This is a genomic window from Amycolatopsis sp. NPDC003676, from assembly GCF_053587275.1.
Genome location: NZ_JBSFNS010000008.1, coordinates 1 through 18,044, shown reverse-complemented (window position 1 = coordinate 18,044; position 18,044 = coordinate 1). Strand labels below are relative to the sequence as shown.

Annotated in this window: 18 protein-coding genes; 12 read left to right on the top strand and 6 right to left on the bottom strand. The window is 68.7% G+C overall.

Going from position 1 to position 18,044, the window contains the following annotated elements:
• Window positions 1-27: 27 nt before the first annotated feature.
• The gene (hrcA, locus tag ACWDNU_RS06945) at window positions 28-1,053 is read right to left on the bottom strand and encodes a heat-inducible transcriptional repressor HrcA (RefSeq protein ID WP_344283947.1); all 1,026 of its coding nucleotides are present in this window, start codon (window positions 1,051-1,053) and stop codon (window positions 28-30) included.
• Between the two features lie 221 nt (window positions 1,054-1,274).
• Between hrcA and ACWDNU_RS06940 the strand changes: the two genes are divergently transcribed.
• Genes ACWDNU_RS06940 through ACWDNU_RS06920 form a run of 5 tightly spaced genes read left to right on the top strand, consistent with a single transcriptional unit; the run spans window position 1,275 to window position 4,408 of the window.
• Window positions 1,275-1,775, top strand: coding sequence for a YbaB/EbfC family nucleoid-associated protein (locus tag ACWDNU_RS06940; RefSeq protein ID WP_449668083.1), 501 nt, complete (start codon window positions 1,275-1,277; stop codon window positions 1,773-1,775).
• Window positions 1,775-2,095 carry a type VII secretion target gene (locus ACWDNU_RS06935; RefSeq protein WP_449668082.1) on the top strand — a complete coding sequence of 107 codons (321 nt, stop codon included), beginning with the start codon at window positions 1,775-1,777 and terminating at the stop codon, window positions 2,093-2,095. Before ACWDNU_RS06940 ends, ACWDNU_RS06935 begins: the two co-directional genes overlap by 1 nt.
• Window positions 2,092-3,324, top strand: a complete 1,233-nt coding sequence (locus tag ACWDNU_RS06930) for a hypothetical protein (RefSeq protein WP_344283940.1) — start codon at window positions 2,092-2,094, stop codon at window positions 3,322-3,324. Before ACWDNU_RS06935 ends, ACWDNU_RS06930 begins: the two co-directional genes overlap by 4 nt.
• Window positions 3,321-3,899: a hypothetical protein gene (locus tag ACWDNU_RS06925; protein ID WP_344283938.1), complete on the top strand. Its 579-nt coding sequence runs from the start codon at window positions 3,321-3,323 to the stop codon at window positions 3,897-3,899. The genes ACWDNU_RS06930 and ACWDNU_RS06925 overlap by 4 nt, the downstream gene beginning before the upstream one ends.
• Complete coding sequence (locus ACWDNU_RS06920; protein WP_449668081.1) at window positions 3,896-4,408, top strand: hypothetical protein; 513 nt, start codon at window positions 3,896-3,898, stop codon at window positions 4,406-4,408. Before ACWDNU_RS06925 ends, ACWDNU_RS06920 begins: the two co-directional genes overlap by 4 nt.
• Before the next feature lie 7 nt (window positions 4,409-4,415).
• Here the strand turns inward: ACWDNU_RS06920 and ACWDNU_RS06915 are convergent, their stop codons facing one another.
• Entirely contained in the window at window positions 4,416-5,909 is a 1,494-nt protein-coding gene (locus tag ACWDNU_RS06915; RefSeq protein WP_449668080.1) for a CoA-acylating methylmalonate-semialdehyde dehydrogenase, read from the bottom strand.
• A gap of 130 nt (window positions 5,910-6,039) precedes the next feature.
• Between ACWDNU_RS06915 and ACWDNU_RS06910 the strand changes: the two genes are divergently transcribed.
• From ACWDNU_RS06910 to ACWDNU_RS06900, 3 genes are all read left to right on the top strand, one after another.
• Window positions 6,040-7,686: a PucR family transcriptional regulator gene (locus ACWDNU_RS06910; RefSeq protein WP_449668079.1), complete on the top strand. Its 1,647-nt coding sequence runs from the start codon at window positions 6,040-6,042 to the stop codon at window positions 7,684-7,686.
• A 28-nt stretch (window positions 7,687-7,714) separates the two neighbouring features.
• Window positions 7,715-8,086 (top strand): SSI family serine proteinase inhibitor, encoded by a 372-nt coding sequence (locus tag ACWDNU_RS06905; RefSeq protein ID WP_449668078.1) that lies wholly within the window; start codon window positions 7,715-7,717, stop codon window positions 8,084-8,086.
• A gap of 131 nt (window positions 8,087-8,217) precedes the next feature.
• On the top strand, window positions 8,218-9,072 hold the full coding sequence (locus ACWDNU_RS06900; protein WP_449668077.1) for a hypothetical protein: 855 nt from the start codon (window positions 8,218-8,220) through the stop codon (window positions 9,070-9,072).
• A gap of 7 nt (window positions 9,073-9,079) precedes the next feature.
• On the opposite strand, the gene ACWDNU_RS06895 is transcribed toward ACWDNU_RS06900, so the two are convergent.
• The 3 genes from ACWDNU_RS06895 to ACWDNU_RS06885 all read right to left on the bottom strand — a co-directional run bounded on the left by ACWDNU_RS06895 (window position 9,080) and on the right by ACWDNU_RS06885 (window position 12,625).
• Complete coding sequence (locus ACWDNU_RS06895; protein ID WP_449668076.1) at window positions 9,080-10,552, bottom strand: DUF4153 domain-containing protein; 1,473 nt, start codon at window positions 10,550-10,552, stop codon at window positions 9,080-9,082.
• A gap of 349 nt (window positions 10,553-10,901) precedes the next feature.
• Window positions 10,902-11,957, bottom strand: coding sequence for a HAMP domain-containing sensor histidine kinase (locus tag ACWDNU_RS06890; protein ID WP_449668075.1), 1,056 nt, complete (start codon window positions 11,955-11,957; stop codon window positions 10,902-10,904).
• Entirely contained in the window at window positions 11,954-12,625 is a 672-nt protein-coding gene (locus ACWDNU_RS06885) for a response regulator (protein ID WP_449668197.1), read from the bottom strand. Before ACWDNU_RS06885 ends, ACWDNU_RS06890 begins: the two co-directional genes overlap by 4 nt.
• A gap of 241 nt (window positions 12,626-12,866) precedes the next feature.
• On the opposite strand from ACWDNU_RS06885, the gene ACWDNU_RS06880 reads away from it, so the two are divergent.
• Genes ACWDNU_RS06880 through ACWDNU_RS06865 form a run of 4 tightly spaced genes read left to right on the top strand, consistent with a single transcriptional unit; the run spans window position 12,867 to window position 17,598 of the window.
• Entirely contained in the window at window positions 12,867-14,372 is a 1,506-nt protein-coding gene (locus tag ACWDNU_RS06880) for an NCS1 family nucleobase:cation symporter-1 (RefSeq protein WP_449668074.1), read from the top strand.
• Window positions 14,365-15,207, top strand: a complete 843-nt coding sequence (locus ACWDNU_RS06875; protein ID WP_037813646.1) for a nitrilase-related carbon-nitrogen hydrolase — start codon at window positions 14,365-14,367, stop codon at window positions 15,205-15,207. The genes ACWDNU_RS06880 and ACWDNU_RS06875 overlap by 8 nt, the downstream gene beginning before the upstream one ends.
• Window positions 15,207-16,589 carry a dihydropyrimidinase gene (gene hydA / locus ACWDNU_RS06870; protein ID WP_449668073.1) on the top strand — a complete coding sequence of 461 codons (1,383 nt, stop codon included), beginning with the start codon at window positions 15,207-15,209 and terminating at the stop codon, window positions 16,587-16,589. Before ACWDNU_RS06875 ends, hydA begins: the two co-directional genes overlap by 1 nt.
• 10 nt (window positions 16,590-16,599) lie before the next feature.
• Window positions 16,600-17,598: a TIGR03842 family LLM class F420-dependent oxidoreductase gene (locus ACWDNU_RS06865; protein ID WP_449668072.1), complete on the top strand. Its 999-nt coding sequence runs from the start codon at window positions 16,600-16,602 to the stop codon at window positions 17,596-17,598.
• Here ACWDNU_RS06865 and ACWDNU_RS06860 read toward each other — a convergent pair.
• The coding region (locus ACWDNU_RS06860; protein WP_449668071.1) for a serine hydrolase domain-containing protein at window positions 17,599-18,044 on the bottom strand (446 nt) is incomplete at its 5' end.

The window sequence follows — 18,044 nt, the reverse complement described above, 5'->3', positions numbered from 1 at the left end:
TCCGCCGCTTTCCCGGCCTGCCGCCGGTCAGCGGCCGGACAGGATCTGCCCCACGTAGTTGGCGACCGCGCGGACCGCCGCGATCGTGCCGGGGTAGTCCATCCTGGTCGGCCCGACGACGCCCATGCCCCCGAGCAGCATGTCGTCCCGGCCGTAGCCGATGGACACGACCGAGGTGCTGCGCATCTGCTCGTCTTCATTTTCCTCACCGATGAGCACGGTGACCGCACCGGGGTTGCGGGCCGCGGCGAGCAGCTTCAGCACCACCACCTGTTCCTCGAGCGCTTCGAGCACCTGGCGGAGCGAACCGGGGAAGTCCGCGACGTTGCGGGTGAGGTTGCCGGTGCCGCCGAGCACGATCCGCTCTTCCGGGTGCTCGACCAGCGATTCGACCAGCATGGTGCAAATCCGGGTGAGGTGGTCGCGCAGGTCGGCGGGAGCGGCCTCGGGCAGCTCGGCCACGTTCGCCGCGGCGTCGGCGAGGCGCCGCCCGGCGAGCGCGCCGTTGAGCACGGTGCGCAGCCGCAGCACGGTCTCCTCGGTGACCACGTCGCCGAGGTCGACGGTGCGCTGGTCCACCCGGCCGGAGTCGGTGATCAGCACGAGCATGAGCCGCGCCGGTGTGAGCGGAACCACTTCGAGATGGCGCGCCACGGTGTTGGTGAGCATCGGGTACTGCACCACCGCGACCTGGCGGGTGAGCTGCGCGAGCAGCCGGACCGACCGGCGCAGCACGTCGTCGAGGTCGGTGCCCGAGTCGAGGAAATTGGTGATCGCCCGCCGCTCGGCGCTCGACAGCGGCTTGATCTCCGAAAGCCGGTCGACGAACAACCGATAGCCCTTGTCGGTCGGGATCCGCCCGGCGCTGGTGTGCGGCTGGGCGATGTACCCCTCTTCCTCGAGAGCCGCCATGTCGTTGCGCACGGTGGCACTGGAAACGCCGAGGTTGTGCCGCTCGACGATCGTCTTCGACCCGACCGGCTCCTGGTTCGAGACGTAGTCGGCGACGATCGCGCGCAGCACCTCGAAGCGACGCTCGTCCGTGTTCGCCACCGGCACCTCCTTCGCGGTCCTCCTGCTACTCACAACGAGTTTACGGACCCGGGAGTGCCCGGCGCGCCCTCCGGTCCGGACCGCCGCGGGTAAATGGCAGGCAAACAATTTTTAATAGCGACGAACCGGGCAACTCGGATCTTCGCTTGCACGGGGAACCGGAACCCGGTTTTCTGCCTCGGAAAGACTATGAACCAGTCGATCCGAAAGCAGTGGCCGACATGAACGCACTTTCTCCCGAAATCGCCGAAATCCGGCAGCGGGCCGCCGAGGCGCAGGAACGGCTGAAGCACGTGTCGGCGACCGCGACGAGCCAGGACGGCGCGGTCACCGCGACCGTCAACACCGCCGGTGCGCTGCAGGAACTCCAGTTCGGCTCCCGCGCGGACGAGATGCCGCGCGCCGCGCTCGCCGCCGCCGTCCTGGCCACCGCCCGGCGCGCCCAGGCCCAAGCGGCGCAGCAGCTGACCGCGATCATGGCTCCGGTGATCGGCGAGCACAGCGACGCGATGAAATTCCTCGAAGAACAGATCCCGGAACCGGAAGTTCCGGAGGAACCGGCCGCGCCTTCTACGCCGCAGCCGCAATTTTTCGACGCACAGGACGATTCCGCCACGCCGCCTGCCCGGCCCGCGCCTCCTGCCCGGCCCGCCCGCCCGGCGGCCGACCCGGCCGATGACGACGACTACTACAGCGGCGGCTCGTTCCTGGGGAGGAACTGATGACCGGACCTCACGTCGACCTCCCGTCGCTGCGCGAGCACAAGAGCGAGGTCGAGAACATCGCGGCGGGCGTGCACACCGCGGCGCAGGCCACTGAATCCGGGCAGACGTTCGGCGACGACGCGTTCGGCATCGTCGGCCAGGTGTTCGCGATGCCGCTGCAGATCTGGATGTCGGCCGCGACCTCGTGTGTCAAGCAGCTCGGCCAGGAGGGCGACGAGATCGCGGGCCTCCTGCAACAGGCACACGACCACTACGACACGCACGAGCAACAGACTGTCGGCCACATCAACGGCCTCGGCAAGGAGCTGCCGGAATGACCGAGACGCAAGAAAACCCACTGGTCGCGAAGTCCGAGTCGCCGAGCGGCCCGACCACGAACATGGGGTCGTCCTCGAACGAACTGGACAACCTCAACGCCCAGACCTCCGGTGCCGGCATCGTCAACGATCTCTCCGCGACACAGACCGATTTCCGCCACGGCGACTGGGGCAATTTCGCCGTTGACGTCGCCACCGACGGCCTCGACCTGCTCGGCGTGGCGATGGACCCGCTCGGCAGCCTCGCGAGCGCGGGCGTCGGCTGGCTGATCGAGCACATCAGCTTCCTCAAGGAGGGCCTCGACCAGCTCGCCGGCAATCCCGAAGCGGTCACCGCCAAGGCCGTGACCTGGGCGAACATCGGGAAGCAGCTCGCCGAAAGCGCGGACAAGTACGAGCAGGCCGCGGCCAAGGTGGCCCCGAACTTCCAGGGCCAGGGCGGCCAAGCCTACCAGGGCCGGGCGAAAGACTACGCGGGCAAGCTCCGCAACGCGGCCGGGCAGGCGAACGGCGCGTCCACCGGGATGAACGTCGCCGCCGCGCTGGTCGGCACCGAACGCGGGCTGATCCGCGACATGATCTCGTCGTTCGTCGGCGAGCTGATCGTCAAGGGCATCGCCGCGCTCGCCTCGTCGTGGTGCACCTTCGGCGGGACGGTCGCCGCGTTCATCGCCGACACCGTCGTCGAGGGCGGGATCCTGGCGGAGAAGATCGGCACCCGGATCGCGAAGGTCGTGGAGAAGCTCGACAAGCTCGCGGAGAGCGCGGGCAAGTCGAAGGCGGCGATCGAGCAGCTGGCGAACGCGATGCGCAAGGCGGGCAAGGCAGCGGACAAGATCGCGGACAAGAGCGTCGACGTCGGCGTGAACCTGGAGAAGAAAGCCGGGGAGCTGAAGGACGCGGGCAAGGCCGAGTCCGCCGCGGACAAGGCCGAGCGCTGGAAGGCAAACGCCAAGGACTGGGTCCAGACACCGCTGAGCGGCAAGGTGAAGGATCGGGTCAACGAGTGGGGCGACACCTACTCGGAGGACGGACGCCAGGTGCTGAGCCCGAAGGCGTGGGAAGAAGCGAAGGACGGCGCTCCGAAGTGGAGCCCCGCCGACACGGCAGGCGTCGGGGCCGAAACCCGGCGGCAGGAGAACGAACAGTACGACCGGTACTCGGAAGCATCCGAAAAATCGGAGAAGGAACGCAAGGCCGAAGAGGCGAAGGGCGGCTCCGGCGAGTGACCGAGCAAGCGGTGCAGGCAGCCGCGGACCAGGCCAACCGCGAAGGCAAACTGCATCCGTCCCAGCGGCGGATGGTGCTGGACGGCAACTTCTGGACGCTCGTCGTGGTGCTTCTCGTCCTCATCGCGCTGGCGGTCCTGACGCCGATCAAGATCGGCATGAGCCCCTCGGAGATCCGGACGTCCAACGACCTCGCCGCCTACTTGCACGAGCCGCTGACCTCGTACTGGTCGCAGAACGCGCCCTTGTTCGTGATGTCGCTGGTGTGGCTCGTCCTCGCGGTGTATCCCGGGCGCGCGATCTGGCGGCGGACGGCGGACTGGCGCGAGGGCAAGGTCACCGTGGTGCCCGGCCTGACGCACGATTTCGGGCACGTGCAGCACCGGCCGTCCGGCGTCCTGCCCCCGATGTACCTGTACGAGATCACGGAACGGATCCCCTTCACCTACCTCGTCGTGAACGGCAAGCGCTATCGGCTCGATCCTGATCTGCGGAGCCGGGTGCTCGGCGGCCGCACCAACGCCGCGGTCTTCAGTCCGCGCAGCAAGCTACTGGTCAACGTGGTCGCGGCGTGACCGCGAAGGCCGACCCCGGCGAGGTAGCCGCGGCCAACCTCGCCGGAACACTGCACCGGAGCCAGCGCGGGGAGGTCCTCGGCTGGTTCTTCTGGGCGGTCTGGGTGTTCGTCGCGATCGAGGTGGCGATCGCGGTCGTCGCGGTCGTCAAGTCCGGCTTCACCGCGTCCGCGTTGGTGGCGGTGGCGGTCGCACTGGTCGTCCTCGTGCTGGCGATCCGGTTCGGGCGGCGGCAGTTCGCCGACTGCCGCGCGCCGCTGACCGTCGTGCCCGGGCCGGTGCACGATTTCGGTGCCGGTCCGATCACCGACGACTATCCGGTCGGGCTCAAGCACACCCCGCGCGGCCCGGGGACGATCGAGAAATGGCAGCTTCGCGTGGGCGGCCGCACCCACACCGTCAATCCGGCCCGGGGCAAACGGCTGGCGGCTGAGCGGGTCCTCGCCGTGTGCCTGCTGTCGAACAGCGGCACGGTGGCGAGCATCGTCGGCGAGAACGGCGTGTGGTGAACCCGGGTCACGAATTCTTCGGGAACCCCAGGTTCACCCCCGCGTGCGAGGTGTCCGGCCAACGGGACGTCACCACCTTCGTCCGCGTGAAGAAGTGGAATCCTTCCGGGCCATAGGCGTGCGTGTCGCCGAACAGGGAGTCTTTCCATCCGCCGAACGAGTAATAGCCGACCGGCACCGGGATGGGCACGTTGACGCCCACCATGCCCACCTCGACCTCGTTCTGGAAGCGCCGCGCCGCGCGTCCGTCGCCGGTGAAGATGGCGGTTCCGTTGCCGTAGGGGTTGGCGTTGATGAGGGCCAGCGCGTCGTCGAAGCTCGTCGTTCGCGCAACGGACAGCACCGGGCCGAAGATTTCGTCGGTGTACACCGCCATACTGGGCGTGACGCGGTCGAAAAGTGTGGGGCCCAGCCAGAATCCGTCGTTCGCGCCGTCTGCTTCCACGCCCCGGCCGTCCATCACCAGTTCCGCGCCTTCGGCGACGCCGGCGTCCACATAGGACGAAACGCGCTCGTGGTGTGCCCTCGTGACCAGCGGGCCCATCTCCGACGACGGTTTGCGGCCGTCTCCGACGCGCAGTTTCCGCATCCGGTCAACGATTTTGGCCACCAGTTCGTCCGCGATCGGCTCCACGGCGACCACCACCGACACCGCCATGCACCGCTCCCCCGCGGACCCGAAACCGGCCGACACGGCGGCGTCCGCGGCCAGGTCGAGGTCTGCGTCCGGCAGCACGATCATGTGGTTCTTCGCCCCGCCGAGCGCCTGGACGCGTTTGCCGTGGCTGGTGCCGGTTTCGTAGACGTAGCGCGCGATCGGAGTGGAACCGACGAACGAGATCGCCTTGACGTCCGGGTGCGCGAGCAGTCCGTCGACCGCGACTTTGTCGCCCTGCAGCACGTTGAACGCGCCGGACGGCAGGCCCGCTTCGGCAAGCAGCTCCGCGATGAACAGCGCCGCGGACGGGTCCTTCTCGCTCGGCTTGAGCACGACGGTGTTGCCGCACGCCAGCGCGTTCGGCACGAACCAGAGCGGCACCATCGCGGGGAAGTTGAACGGCGAGATCACCCCGACCACGCCGAGCGGCTGCGCGATCGAGTAGACGTCGACGCCGGTGGAAGCGTTCTCGCTGAACCCGCCCTTGAGCAGCTGCGCCGCGCCGCACGCGTACTCGACGTTCTCGATCGCCCGCGCGACTTCGCCCGCCGCGTCCGATTCGACCTTGCCGTGCTCGCTCGTCACGATCTTCGCCAGTTCGTGTTTGCGCGCCTGAAGCAGCTCGCGGAAGGCGAACAGCACGCGCGTGCGCCCGGCGAGCGACGTGCCCCGCCAGCCCGGCAACGCGGCGGCCGCGGCGGCCACCGCCTGGTCCACCTCGGCCGGTCCGGCGAAGTCCACCTGCGCGCTGACCTGGCCGGTCGCCGGGTCGTACACGTCGCCGGTGCGTCCGGCGCCGACGACCGGCTTGCCGTCGATCCAATGGCTGATGCGGTCGGTCACGACGTCCGCTCCTTCCGGTCGGGTGCCCACGAGTCTCCGGGCGAGGCGCCCGGGTCCGCCATCGACAACGTGTACGGACTACCCCTCTCCGCCGTACAGTCTGTGCCCTGCCGGCCAGCAAGGGGGACCGATGTACCCGACCGTCGCCGAGGCGCTCGCGTTGCCGGTGCTGCGCCAGGGCTGTCCGCGCGTCGTCGCGGGCAGCACCGGGCTCGAACGGCGGGTCCGCTGGGCGCACGCCGCCGAGGTCGCCGACATCGCGCACCTGCTGCGCGGCGGAGAACTCGTGCTCACCACGGGGGTCGCGCTCCCCGACGACGACGCGACGCTGACCCGGTACGTCGCCGACCTCGCCGAAGTGGGCGTCGCAGGCCTCGTCGTCGAGCTGGTGCGGCACTGGAACGACCGGCTGCCGCGCGCCCTCGTCGCCGCGGCCGAGCAGCGCGGCTTGCCACTGGTGACGCTGTCTCGCGAGACGCGCTATGTCGCGGTGACCGAGGCAGTAAACGGAATGATCGTGGACGCACAGCTCGCCGAGCTCCGGGCGGCGGAACGAGTGCACGAAACGTTCACCTCGCTGACCGTCGCCGGAGCCGAACCCGCTGCGGTGCTGGCCGAGGTAGCGCGGCTGACCGAACAGCCGGCCGTGCTGGAAACCCTCGAACACGAAGTCCTCGCCTACGACACAGCGGGCACTGATCCGGGCGAGCTGCTGATCGGCTGGCCAGCGCGATCGCGGGTGGTGCAGGTCGGCGAGCGCACCGGCTACCACTCGGCGGCGGGCTGGCTGGTCACCGTGGTCGGCGCGCGCGGGCACGACTGGGGACGGCTGGTTCTGGTGTGCGCCGAACCGCCGCCGCACCGGTACCAGGTGGTCGCCGAACGAGCGGCGTCCGCGCTCGCGGTGCACCGCCTCGTCGCGCGCGACTCCGACACTCTCGAACGGCAAGCGCACCGCGCGGTGCTGACCGAGCTGCTGAATTCGCCCGCGCCGACTGCAGAGATCCTCGCGCGCTCTTCCGCGCTCGCGGTGCCGTTGACGGGACGGCAGCTGGTCGGCCTCGCGGTACGGCCGCGCATCACCGCAACTACGCGACCGACGCTGTCTACGCCGCCGCTGTTGCGCGAACTCGCTGAAGCCACCGCGCTCGCGACACGACGCGCGAAGGTATCCGCGCTGGTTTCGACCGACGAAACCGCTGTACGCGCGCTTATCGCGCTCTCGCCGGAAGCCAACGCCGACGCCGTGCTTCAGCGTCTCGCCACCGACATTCACGACGCGCGCGCTTCCGCCCCCGCCGCGCTCGGCGTAGGCACCACGGTCACAGGACCTGCTGAAGCACAACGCACTCTGGTCGAAGCCGCGCACGTCGCTGCCGCTGCCCTCGACGAGGACGACGGGCAACCGTTCCACCGTCTCAAGGATGTTCGGCTACGCGGGCTGCTGCACCTTCTCGCCGACGACGAACGCGTACACGCCTTCGCCGCGCGAGAGCTAGGCCCGCTCCTCGAACGCGACGCCGCTTCCGGCAGCCGCCTCGTCCCGGCGCTGCGGCACTACTGCGCGCACGGCGGCAACAAGTCCGCCGCAGCCGTCGCCGCCCACACCTCGAGGACGGCTTACTACCAACAACTCGCCCGCATCGAACAGGTGCTGGGAGTGCGACTGGAAGATCCGGAGTCGATGCTGTCGCTGTACGTGGCGTTACTCGCGCACGACCTCGGGAACGCCACCCGTCCGAGCGAGGAAAACCCACCCGGACGAGGAGCACAGTGATCGGGTTCGGCGAGCCGATATCCCTCGTATGGTGTTCTCTTCCTTCGCTCCGGTCGCCGCCGCTCTGATCGGATTCGGCGGCCTGGCCGCCCCGCACGTCCCGGAGTCCGTGCTGCAGCTGACCGTCCACGAGACTTCCGGGCGCGTCACGAGCGCGTCCCTGACCTGCGACCCCACCGGCGGCACGCACCGCCACCGCGACACCGCCTGCGCGACGCTCACCGCGGTCAACGGCGATTTCGCCCGCATCACCCCGCATCGGCAGAAGTGCACGATGATCTACTCACCGGTGGACGTCACGGCGCTGGGCAGCTGGCGGGGCACGCGGGTGACCTACCGCGCGACGTACCCGAACAAGTGCGCGGCGGACAGCCAGTCGAACGGGGTGTTCGCGCTCTAGTTGCGCGGTCTGGCCGGCCCGGCGGTCGCGAACGGCGAAAGCCGCCGAGCCGCTTCCCGCAGAGCGGAAACGGTTGCCGCACCGAACAATTCGGTAGGGAGCCGTCGCGATTCTGCGTAGGCTGCGGCGTCGTGCTGACCCCGACGACCTTCCGCGAGCTGTACAACGTTGCGCACGACCACACCGGCCCGGCGTTGTTCTCCGACGTGCTTTCCCCGTGGCTCGACAAGCATGCCGACGCCGCGCGCGAACTGCTCGTCCCGCTGGCGGTCTGCGGAGGATGGCAGCGGACGGAATACGCCTGGGCCGATCTGCTTGAGCAAGCGTACGCACTCAGCCGGATCAACGATCTCCTGCTGCTGGGCTTCCAGCCCGGTCTTCCGGACGGAACCGAACCACCGTGGGCGCACCGATTGCACCTGCCCGAGCACGAAGTGCGCGTCACCGCGGAGGAGTACCTCGGCTTTTTCTCCGCACTGGGCATGCGACAGGGCGAGGTTGCGTGGTTCGATCCGTTCTTCCATGAGATCGCAGTCGTCGAGCAGAGCGATGATCCGGACGCTCCGATCGAGATCGTCGCCGAGCGGTGGCCGTGCCTCATGCTCGGCGAGATGCTGTTCGGCCGAGCCGGTGTCGCAGTGCGCGCTGGGGAACGCCGCGCGACAGCGGGAATCGCGGACCGGTCGATGCTGGAGGACACATTCCTCCGCCGCCATCGGCCGACCAACGACGGATCACTCGGCTGGGGGCGCAATTCGCAGTGGCGGACCGCGTTCCGCCGCGACTACCTGACCGCGGACGCCTACCGGTTCAACGTCGACGCGAACGCGGACATCGACGAGGAAAGCCCGTTCAGCGACGAGGAACTGACCCCGGCTGAGCGCCGCGACCTGGTGCGCCATCGCTGCGCGGTGCGCCGCTCCGAACACCTCCCGCAGCACGAAAACCCCGTGCTCGACTGGCGGCTGACCGTGCCCCGGAAGTGAAACCCGGTCATTCGCACGGTGCCTGCGACCGGACGATCTCCCTGGCCCGGGAACGGCTCAAGTTCCAGGCTGGCCAAGCGTCGTCGGGGAGAGTCCGGGCGATCGGGCGCAACAGGCAGGCCGCGTCGGAACGCCGCTGCGCCACGATCGGGGCCACATCCGCGGAAAACCGGCTCAGATAGCGGACGTCCAGCGGCTTGCCGTGCGCCGCCCGGTCGAGGTTGGCGTCGGCGATCAGGGCTTCCGGGTTCGCCGCGGCCAGCCCGAGCAGCGCCAATGCCCCGGTCGCGATCGCCGCGCGGGGCAGCCACGTCGCGCGGAGCGTGCCCAGCGTCGCGGCCGTCAGCAGGAACACCACGCCCAGCCAGATCTCGCACACCTCCACCACCACACGCAGCACGGTGAACCCGTAAGCCTGCTGGTAAGTCCACATGCGACTCAACGCCGACAGCACCAGCACCAGGCTCAACCCTGCCAAGGCACCAAGCAGCGAACGCAGCAGGATCCGGTCGGAGCGACTGGCTTTCGGGGCCCAGCGCAGGGCCGCGGTGATGATGCCGAGCGTCAGGACCGTGCAGGCGCAGAGCTGCCAGAAACCGCCGCGGGCGTAGTCGGCCGAGGTGAGGCCGTCGGTGCGGAGGACGTAGTCCGTGCCGCCGAAGAGGGCTACCGCCTGCACCAGGACGTAGACGGTGAACAGGAACGCGAGCGTGGCCAACGCCGCCGTCCACAGTAGCCGGTCGCCGACGGTGGACGTCCGGTTTTCCCGTTCCGGCAAGGGGTCCGCGGAGATCAGGAAGGCAGCGGCGGTACCGCCGAAGGTCACGGCGAACACCAGCGCCCACTGGAAAGCCGAATCAGGCCGCACGGTCGGGACAAGGTCGCCGACGAAGTGCGCGAAGTTGTCGTCCGCGCTGATCAGCAGCGGGAGGAACACGACCAGCACCAGCGCGGACACCAGCACTGCCGCGAAAACCCGCGTCTGGCTTCGCCCCGAACGCCGCGCGCGGCGAAGCACCCACGGCACGGCGCGGAAAGCTTCGAGCGGAATCGCGAGGGCGTCGTAGGTGGTGCCGTGCACGGTTCGCCTGCCGACCACCGCGAGCGACGCCGCGACCCCCGCCGCCAGAACGCACAGCACGAACAACCAGTCCGCCGCCCGCACCGATCCGACGCCCAGCAACGCGATCGCCAGCGCTCCCCACCCCGCGCGACGCCACCGCAAACCCGGCCCCACCCGCACGACCAGCACCGCGACGCCCGCCAGCGCCGCCGACACCACCCACCCGATCCCCGGCCGGTCGACCGGCACCAGCGCGGCAGCGACCACCGCGACGGCCACCGCCGCGAGCCTCGCCCCGACCGGCACCGCGACCTCGGCCCTCGCGAACAACGGCCGCGGGCCCGATCGCCGCTGGTCGATCACCACAATCCCGGGCGGTACGGCGTGCGCGGGCCGGACTTCGACGTCCTCGGACATGACACCTCTCTTCGCATTGGCAAATATCGGACGGGATTTCGCTCCCGGGAAGGAGAAATGGGCAAGTTCAGGAGGGCTCGGGGGCTGGGTGCTTCAGCGGAGGCGCTGCGGGAACGGAAACACCCGGCCAGCGAAGGTCCGCGCAAGGGCCTGCGAGCCGACGTCCGCGATCAACCACCGACCTCAGCGAACACCGAGCCAACCGACCGCCGCGATCGGCAACCAGCCTCGGCGCCCGGCCGCCGCTTCCCCCATCACCTTGAGCCCAGCAGCGCCGTCGAGCAGCGCGCCACCGCAGCAAACCACTCGCCTCCACCTCGACGGCAGCACGGCCGCCGAAGCAAACTCGTCAAGCAGGCAACGTCACCCGAATCCGGCACCCCGGCCCGCCGCCACTCCCGGCAGCCGCACGGCCGGGTTCGGCGTCGACCACCGCGACCGTCCCGCCGTGCAGTTCCACCACCCACCGCACTATCGCCAGCCCCAGCCCGGTCCCGCCGCCCCCGGCGCGTTCTCCGCGGGTGAACCGCTCGAACACCCGGTCCCGGTCGGGTTCCGCGATCCCCGGCCCCTGGTCGTGCACCTCGATCCGCGCCTCCCCGGCCTCGACCCGGGCCAGCACCGCCACCTCTCTCCCGGCCGGACCGTGCCGCGCGGCGTTCTCCAGCAGGTTCACCACGACCTGGTACAGCCGCTCCCGATCGGCGGGCACCGTCGCGCCCGGCGGGGTCACCGAGACGGTGAACCGCACGCCCCGGCCCGCCGCCGTGGCCATTGCCTCCGCCTCGGCGGCGACCTCGGCCAGCAGGTCCGCCAGGTCGACCGTCGACCGGTCCAGCGGCAGGGTTCCGGCGTCGATCTGCGACAGGTCCAGCAGTTCGGTGACCAGCCTGCCCAGGCGTTCGGTCTGGTTCAGCGCGGTGCGCAGTGTCGCGGGGTCCGGCGAGGCGACGCCGTCGACCAGGTTCTCCAGCACGGCGTTCAGCGCGGTGATCGGCGTCCGCAGTTCGTGCGAGACGTTCGCGATCAGTTCCCGGCGCTGCTGGTCCGCGGTGGACAGATCGGCGGCCATCTGGTTGAACGCCGCCGCCAGCGAGCCGACCTCGTCGCGCGCGGTGGCGCGGATCCGGCGGGTGTAGTCGCCCTTCGCCATTTCGCCGGCTGCGGCGGTCATTTCGCGCAGCGGACGGGTCATGCCGTGCGCCAGGATCTGCGACGTCACCAGTGCGATCACCATGGCCATCACCGTCGTCTGCGGCGGCAGCCAGCCGATCTGGTACCGGAAGAACCCGAACGCGATCCCGCCGGACGCCACCATCAGGATCGCCAGCTTCAGCTTCACCGACCGGATCGGGTCGAGCGGCCTGGGCAGCAGATCGACGGCCTTCGCCACCAGCACTCTCACGCGGGAACCTCCAACGCGTATCCGACGCCGTGCACCGTCCGGATCAAATCGGCCCCCAGTTTCCGCCGCAGCGCCTTGATGTGGCTGTCCACCGCCCGGGTACCGGCTCCGGTCGCCTGCACATCCCAGTCCCACACCTCGCTCAGCAGCCGTTCCCGCGGCTGCACCGCGCGCGGCCGGCGCGCGAAATGCACCAGGAGATCGAATTCGATCGGCGTCAGCTGGGCGGGTTCGCCCCCTCGGCGAACCCGCCGTTCCGCGATGTCGATCTCCAGGTCCCCCAGCACGATCCGTTCCTCAGCCGCCGCCGAAGACCGCTCCACCCGCCGCAGCAACGCCTGGATCCTCGCGGACAGCACGCGCATCGAGAACGGCTTCGTGAGGTAGTCGTCCGCGCCGACGCCGAGGCCCACCAGCAGGTCGGTCTCGTCGGCGCGCGCGGTGAGCATGAGAACCGGCACCGGCCGGCGAGCCTGGATCCGGCGGCACACCTCGAGACCGTCGAAACCGGGCAGCATCACGTCGAGAACCACCAGGTCGGGATTGGTCGCCGCCTCCGCCTCGACCGCCGCGGGACCGTCGTGCGCGACCGTCACGGAGAACCCTTCCGCGCTCAGCCGGGCATCGATCGACGCGGCGATGGTGAGGTCGTCCTCGACGACCAGCACCCGTCTTCCCCCGTTGTCCATGCCGCCGACTTTAAGCAATCGCCGTGGAGGCCATCCGGGTGAGCTGTGGAGATCCGGTGGAGATGTTTCCGCCGTTTTGCCCGGACATGACGAGCAGGTTGTGACGTACGTCATGCACCTCGGCGTGCTTCGGCGCAATCGACAGACTGCGCCAAGGGCGGCCGAACAGTGAACAGTCTGTCTCTGCCCCCGGCCCCCGCCCGGCGCGCAGGATTCCGCAATGGAGCCGACGACACGTGAGCACAGCCGGGTGGACCTCGGCGACGTGCGGGCGCTGCGAGGCAGCCGGTTCTTCAACGACGAACTGGCCCCGGTCCCGGTCGAGAAGCGGACCTGGACGACCTACAACTATTTCGCGCTGTGGATGGGGATGGCGCACAACATCCCCTCGTACGCACTGGCCGCGTCGCTCATCGCGCTCGGCATGAACTGGCTGCAGGCGCTGATCACGATCACCATCGGGAACCTGATCGTGCTCGCGCCGATGCTGCTCAACAGCCACGCCGGCACCAAATACGGCATCCCGTTCCCGGTGTTCGCCCGCGCGTTCTACGGCCTGCGCGGCGCGAACCTCGCCGCGCTGCTGCGCGCGTTCATCGCGTGCGGCTGGTTCGGCATCCAGACCTGGGTGGGCGGCGAGGCGATCTACGTGATCGTCGGCCGCCTCGCCGGATCCGGCTGGCGCGATTCGGCGGTGATCGCCGGACAGCACTGGACGCTGTGGCTGTCGTTCGCGGTGTTCTGGCTCGTGCAGATGCTGATCATCTGGCGCGGCATGGAGGCGGTCCGCAAGTTCGAGAACTGGACCGCGCCGCTGGTGTCGGTCGGGTTCCTGATCCTGCTCGGCTACGTGCTGGTGAAAGCGGGCGGGCTCGGCCCGATCCTGCACGACAGCGGGAAACTCGGCTGGGGACCGGGCTTCTGGAAGGTGTTCGCGCCGTCGCTGATGGCGATGATCGCGTTCTGGTCGACACTGTCGCTGAACATGCCGGACTTCACCCGCTTCGGCGGCAGCCAGCGCAAGCAGATGCGCGGCCAGATCCTGGGGCTGCCGACGACGATGACGTTCATCGCGATCGTCGCCATCCTCACCACGTCCGGCGGGCACGTGCTCTACGGGCAGGACATCTGGGACCCGGCGCAGCTGGCGGACAAGTTCTCCAGCCCCGTCGTGGTGGTCGTCGCGCTGATCGCGCTGGTGCTGGCGACGATCTCGGCCAACCTGGCGGCGAACGTCGTCAGCCCGTCCTACGACTTCTCCAACGCTTTCCCGAAGCGGATCACCTTCGCGCTCGGCGGGCTGATCACCGGCGTGATCGGCATCCTGATCCAGCCGTGGCGGCTCTACTCCGACCCGGACATCTACATTTTCGCCTGGCTCGGCTTCTACGGCGGGCTGCTCGGCGCGGTCGCCGGGGTGCTCGTCGCCGGGTACTGGGTGGTGAAGCGGACGCGGCTGAAGTTGGCCGACCTGTACCTGGAAAGCGGGCAGTACTGGTTCACCGCGGGCTGGCATTGGCGGGCGCTCGTCGCGACGCTGATCGGCGCGGTGCTCGCGGTCGGCGGCGCCTACGGCGGTCCGTTCCCGGCGGACGGGCTCATTCCGTTCCTGAAACCTTTGTACGACTACAACTGGGCGGTGGGATTCGTCGGCGCTTTCGTCGCCTACATCCTGTTCAGCCTTCCTTTGAACGCGCACCGGAACGAGGAGGAAACCAGTGTCTGACACGGTCCGAGCCGGCTTGATCCAGCAGCGGTGGACGGGTGACAAGGAGTCGATGATCGCGAACGCGGTCGATGCCATCGGCAAGGCGGCTTCGCAAGGCGCGCAGGTGGTGTGCCTGCAGGAACTGTTCTACGGCCCGTATTTCTGCCAGGTGCAGGACGCGGATTTCTACTCCTACACCGAAGCGATCCCGGACGGCCCCACCACGAAGCTCATGCAGGAGGTCGCCGAGCGGCACGGCGTGGTGCTCGTGGTGCCGATGTACGAACAGGAACAGCCGGGCGTCTACTACAACACCGCGGCGGTGATCGATGCCGACGGGAAATACCTCGGAATGCACCGCAAGAACCACATTCCGCAGGTGAAGGGATTCTGGGAGAAGTTCTACTTCAAGCCGGGCAACCTCGGTTACCCGGTCTTCGACACGGCGGTCGGCCGGATCGGCGTGTACATCTGCTACGAACGGCATTTCCCGGAAGGCTGGCGCGCACTCGGGCTGGCCGGGGCGCAGATCGTGTTCAACCCGTCCGCGACGAGCCGGGGGCTCTCGGAGTACCTGTGGCGGCTTGAGCAGCCCGCAGCCGCGGTGGCGAACGAATACTACGTGGGGACGATCAACCGGGTCGGCGTGGAACCGCTGGGCGACAACGACTTCTACGGCCAATCGTACTTTGTGGACCCACGCGGCCAGCTCGTCGGCGAGGCGGCGTCGGACACCGAGGAGGAGATCGTGGTCCGCGATCTCGACATGGGCCGGCTCGCCGAGGTCCGCGATCTGTGGCAGTTCTACCGCGACCGCCGCCCGGACAGCTACGGCCCGCTCGCGGAGGCCTGATGACTACCCTGATCCGAGGCGGGCAAGTAGTTTCGCCGTCCGGCGCGGTCGCCGCCGACGTGCTGGTGGACGGCGAAACCATCGCGGCAGTGGGCGCTCCCGGCACGCTGACCGGCGACGACACTATTGACGCGACCGGCAAGTACGTCCTTCCTGGCGGAATCGACGCGCACACGCACATGGAGATGCCGTTCGGCGGCACGCATTCCGTCGATTCCTTCGAGACCGGCACCATCGCCGCCGCGTGGGGCGGGACGACGACGATCATCGACTTCGCAGTACAGGCCAAGGGAACGTCGCTGCTGTCCACACTGGACAAATGGCATTCCAAAGCGGACGGCAACTGCGCGATCGACTACGGGTTCCACATGATCGTGTCGGACGTCAACGATTCCACGTTGAAGGAAATGCGCGGGTGCGTCGACGGCGGCGTCGGCAGCTTCAAGATGTTCATGGCCTACCCCGGCGTTTTCTACTCCACCGACGGGGAAATCCTGCGCGCCATGCAGCAGGCGCGCGAGATCGGCGCGACGATCATGATGCACGCGGAAAACGGCATCGCGATCGACGAACTGGCCGCGCAAGCGGTCGCCGCCGGACACACCGACCCGGTGCAGCACGGTCTGACCCGGCCGCCCGAACTGGAAGGCGAGGCGACCTCGCGGGCGATCCGGCTCGCCCAGGTGACTGGATCGCCGCTGTACATCGTGCATTTGTCGGCTTCCCAGGCGCTCGCCGCCGTCGCCGAAGCGCGGGACAACGGGCAGAACGTCTTCGCCGAGACTTGCCCGCAGTACCTGTACCTGTCCATTGAGGACTTGGCGAAGCCCGATTTCGAGGGTGCCAAGTTCGTGGCTTCCCCGCCGCTGCGGGAGAAATCGCACCAGGCCGATCTGTGGCGCGGGCTGCGCACGAACGACCTTTCCGTGGTATCGACCGATCATTGCCCCTTCTGTTTCAAGGACCAGAAAGAGCTGGGACGCAGCGACTTCCGGGCGATCCCGAACGGGATGCCGGGCGTCGAGCACCGGATGGACCTGCTGCATCAGGGCGTCGTCGCGGGCGAGATCTCGCTGGGCCGCTGGGTCGAGACGTGCTCGGCGACGCCCGCGCGGATGTTCGGGCTGTACCCGCGCAAGGGCGTGATCGCAGCAGGCTCGGACGCGGATATCGTCGTCTATGACCCTTCAGCACAGCAGACCCTGTCCGCGGCTACGCACCACATGAACGTGGACTACTCGGCGTACGAAGGGTTTTCGCTCACCGGAAAAGTCCACACTGTACTGTCGCGCGGCCGTGTCGTGGTCTCTCCGGATGGATTCCACGGCAGCCCCGGGCACGGCAAATTCCTTTCCCGCGAACTCAATCAATACTTGAATTGAGGGCCGCCTGATGGATTTCGGGATCGTGCTGCAGACCGACCCGCCCGCGGCGGAGGTCGTGCGGATGATGAAGGCCGCCGAGGACGCCGGATTCCGGTACGGCTGGACGTTCGACTCGTGCGTGCTGTGGCAGGAACCGTTCGTGATCTACGCGCGGATCCTGGAAGCGACGTCAGCGCTGGTCGTGGGGCCGATGGTGACCAGCCCCGGCACCCGGGACTGGTCGGTGATGGCGTCGACCTTCGCGACGCTGAACGACATGTTCGGCAACCGCACGGTGTGCGGCATCGGCCGGGGCGACTCCGCGCACCGGGTCGTCGGCCGCCCACCGTCCACTTTGGCCACCGTGCGCGAATGCATGCGCGTGGTCAAGGATCTCGCCGAGGGCCGCGAAGTCACGATGAACGACACCGCGGTCCGCATCCCGTGGATCCGCGGCGGACGGCTGGAAATGTGGATGGCCGGGTATGGCCCGAAGGCGCTGCAAACCGTCGGCGAACACGCGGACGGCTTCATCCTGCAATGCGCCGACCCGGCCATCGCCCGCTGGACCATCGGCGCGGTCCGAGACGCCGCCCGCGCCGCCGGCCGCGACCCCGGAGGCATCACGATCTGCGTCGCGGCTCCCGCGTATGTCGGCGAAGACCTGGCGCACCAACGGGAACAACTGCGCTGGTTCGGCGGAATGGTGGGCAACCACGTCGCGGATCTGGTCTCCCGCTACGGCTCATCCGGCCCGGTGCCGCACGAGCTGACCGATTACATCCGCGAGCGCGAAGGCTACGACTACTCCCACCACGGGCGCGCGGGCAACCCGTCGACGGCGTTCGTCCCGGACGAAATCGTGGACCGGTTCTGCTTGCTCGGCCCGGCGTCGGCGCACATCGCACGACTGGAGGAATTGGCGGAACTGGGGGTGGACCAGTTCGCGCTGTACCTGATGCACGACGAGCGGGAGGTGACGATGGCGGCTTATGGGGCGCAGGTGATTCCTAAGCTGACCGCGTGATCAGTCCACCATCGCCTGATAAACCAGCTGCCGCAGCTGCTGCCGGATCGGATGCGTCGACGACGGCAGCAGCTGCGTGTAAAACGCGACCGTCAGATCCTCATCCGGATCCACCCAAAACGCCGTCGAAGCCGCCCCGCCCCACGCGTACTCCCCAGGCGTAGCGAGGGTCTTCGCCTTGACCGAGTCGATCAGAACCGAGAACCCCAGCCCGAACCCATACCCGTCAAAAGGCATCTCCGCGAACAGCGGCCGCCCGTATGCCTCCAGATCCACATGCCCCGGCAGGTGATTGGCCGTCATCAGGTCCACCGTCCGCGGGCTCAGAATCCGCACCCCGTCAAGTTCCCCGCGGCGCAACAACATCTGCGTAAACCGGTGATAATCAGCCGCCGTCGACACCAAGCCTCCGCCGCCGGAAAGGCAAGCCGGGCGCGACGTTCCCA

Excerpts from the sequence above, each read along its gene's own strand:
- ACWDNU_RS06940 (WP_449668083.1), top strand. The coding sequence starts at position 1,275 with ATGAACGCACTTTCTCCCGAAATCGCCGAAATCCGGCAGCGGGCCGCC.
- ACWDNU_RS06935 (WP_449668082.1), top strand. The coding sequence starts at position 1,775 with ATGACCGGACCTCACGTCGACCTCCCGTCGCTGCGCGAGCACAAGAGC.
- ACWDNU_RS06930 (WP_344283940.1), top strand. The coding sequence starts at position 2,092 with ATGACCGAGACGCAAGAAAACCCACTGGTCGCGAAGTCCGAGTCGCCG.
- ACWDNU_RS06910 (WP_449668079.1), top strand. The coding sequence starts at position 6,040 with ATGTACCCGACCGTCGCCGAGGCGCTCGCGTTGCCGGTGCTGCGCCAG.
- ACWDNU_RS06905 (WP_449668078.1), top strand. The coding sequence starts at position 7,715 with ATGGTGTTCTCTTCCTTCGCTCCGGTCGCCGCCGCTCTGATCGGATTC.
- ACWDNU_RS06895 (WP_449668076.1), bottom strand. The coding sequence starts at position 10,552 with ATGTCCGAGGACGTCGAAGTCCGGCCCGCGCACGCCGTACCGCCCGGG.
- ACWDNU_RS06880 (WP_449668074.1), top strand. The coding sequence starts at position 12,867 with ATGGAGCCGACGACACGTGAGCACAGCCGGGTGGACCTCGGCGACGTG.
- hydA (WP_449668073.1), top strand. The coding sequence starts at position 15,207 with ATGACTACCCTGATCCGAGGCGGGCAAGTAGTTTCGCCGTCCGGCGCG.
- ACWDNU_RS06865 (WP_449668072.1), top strand. The coding sequence starts at position 16,600 with ATGGATTTCGGGATCGTGCTGCAGACCGACCCGCCCGCGGCGGAGGTC.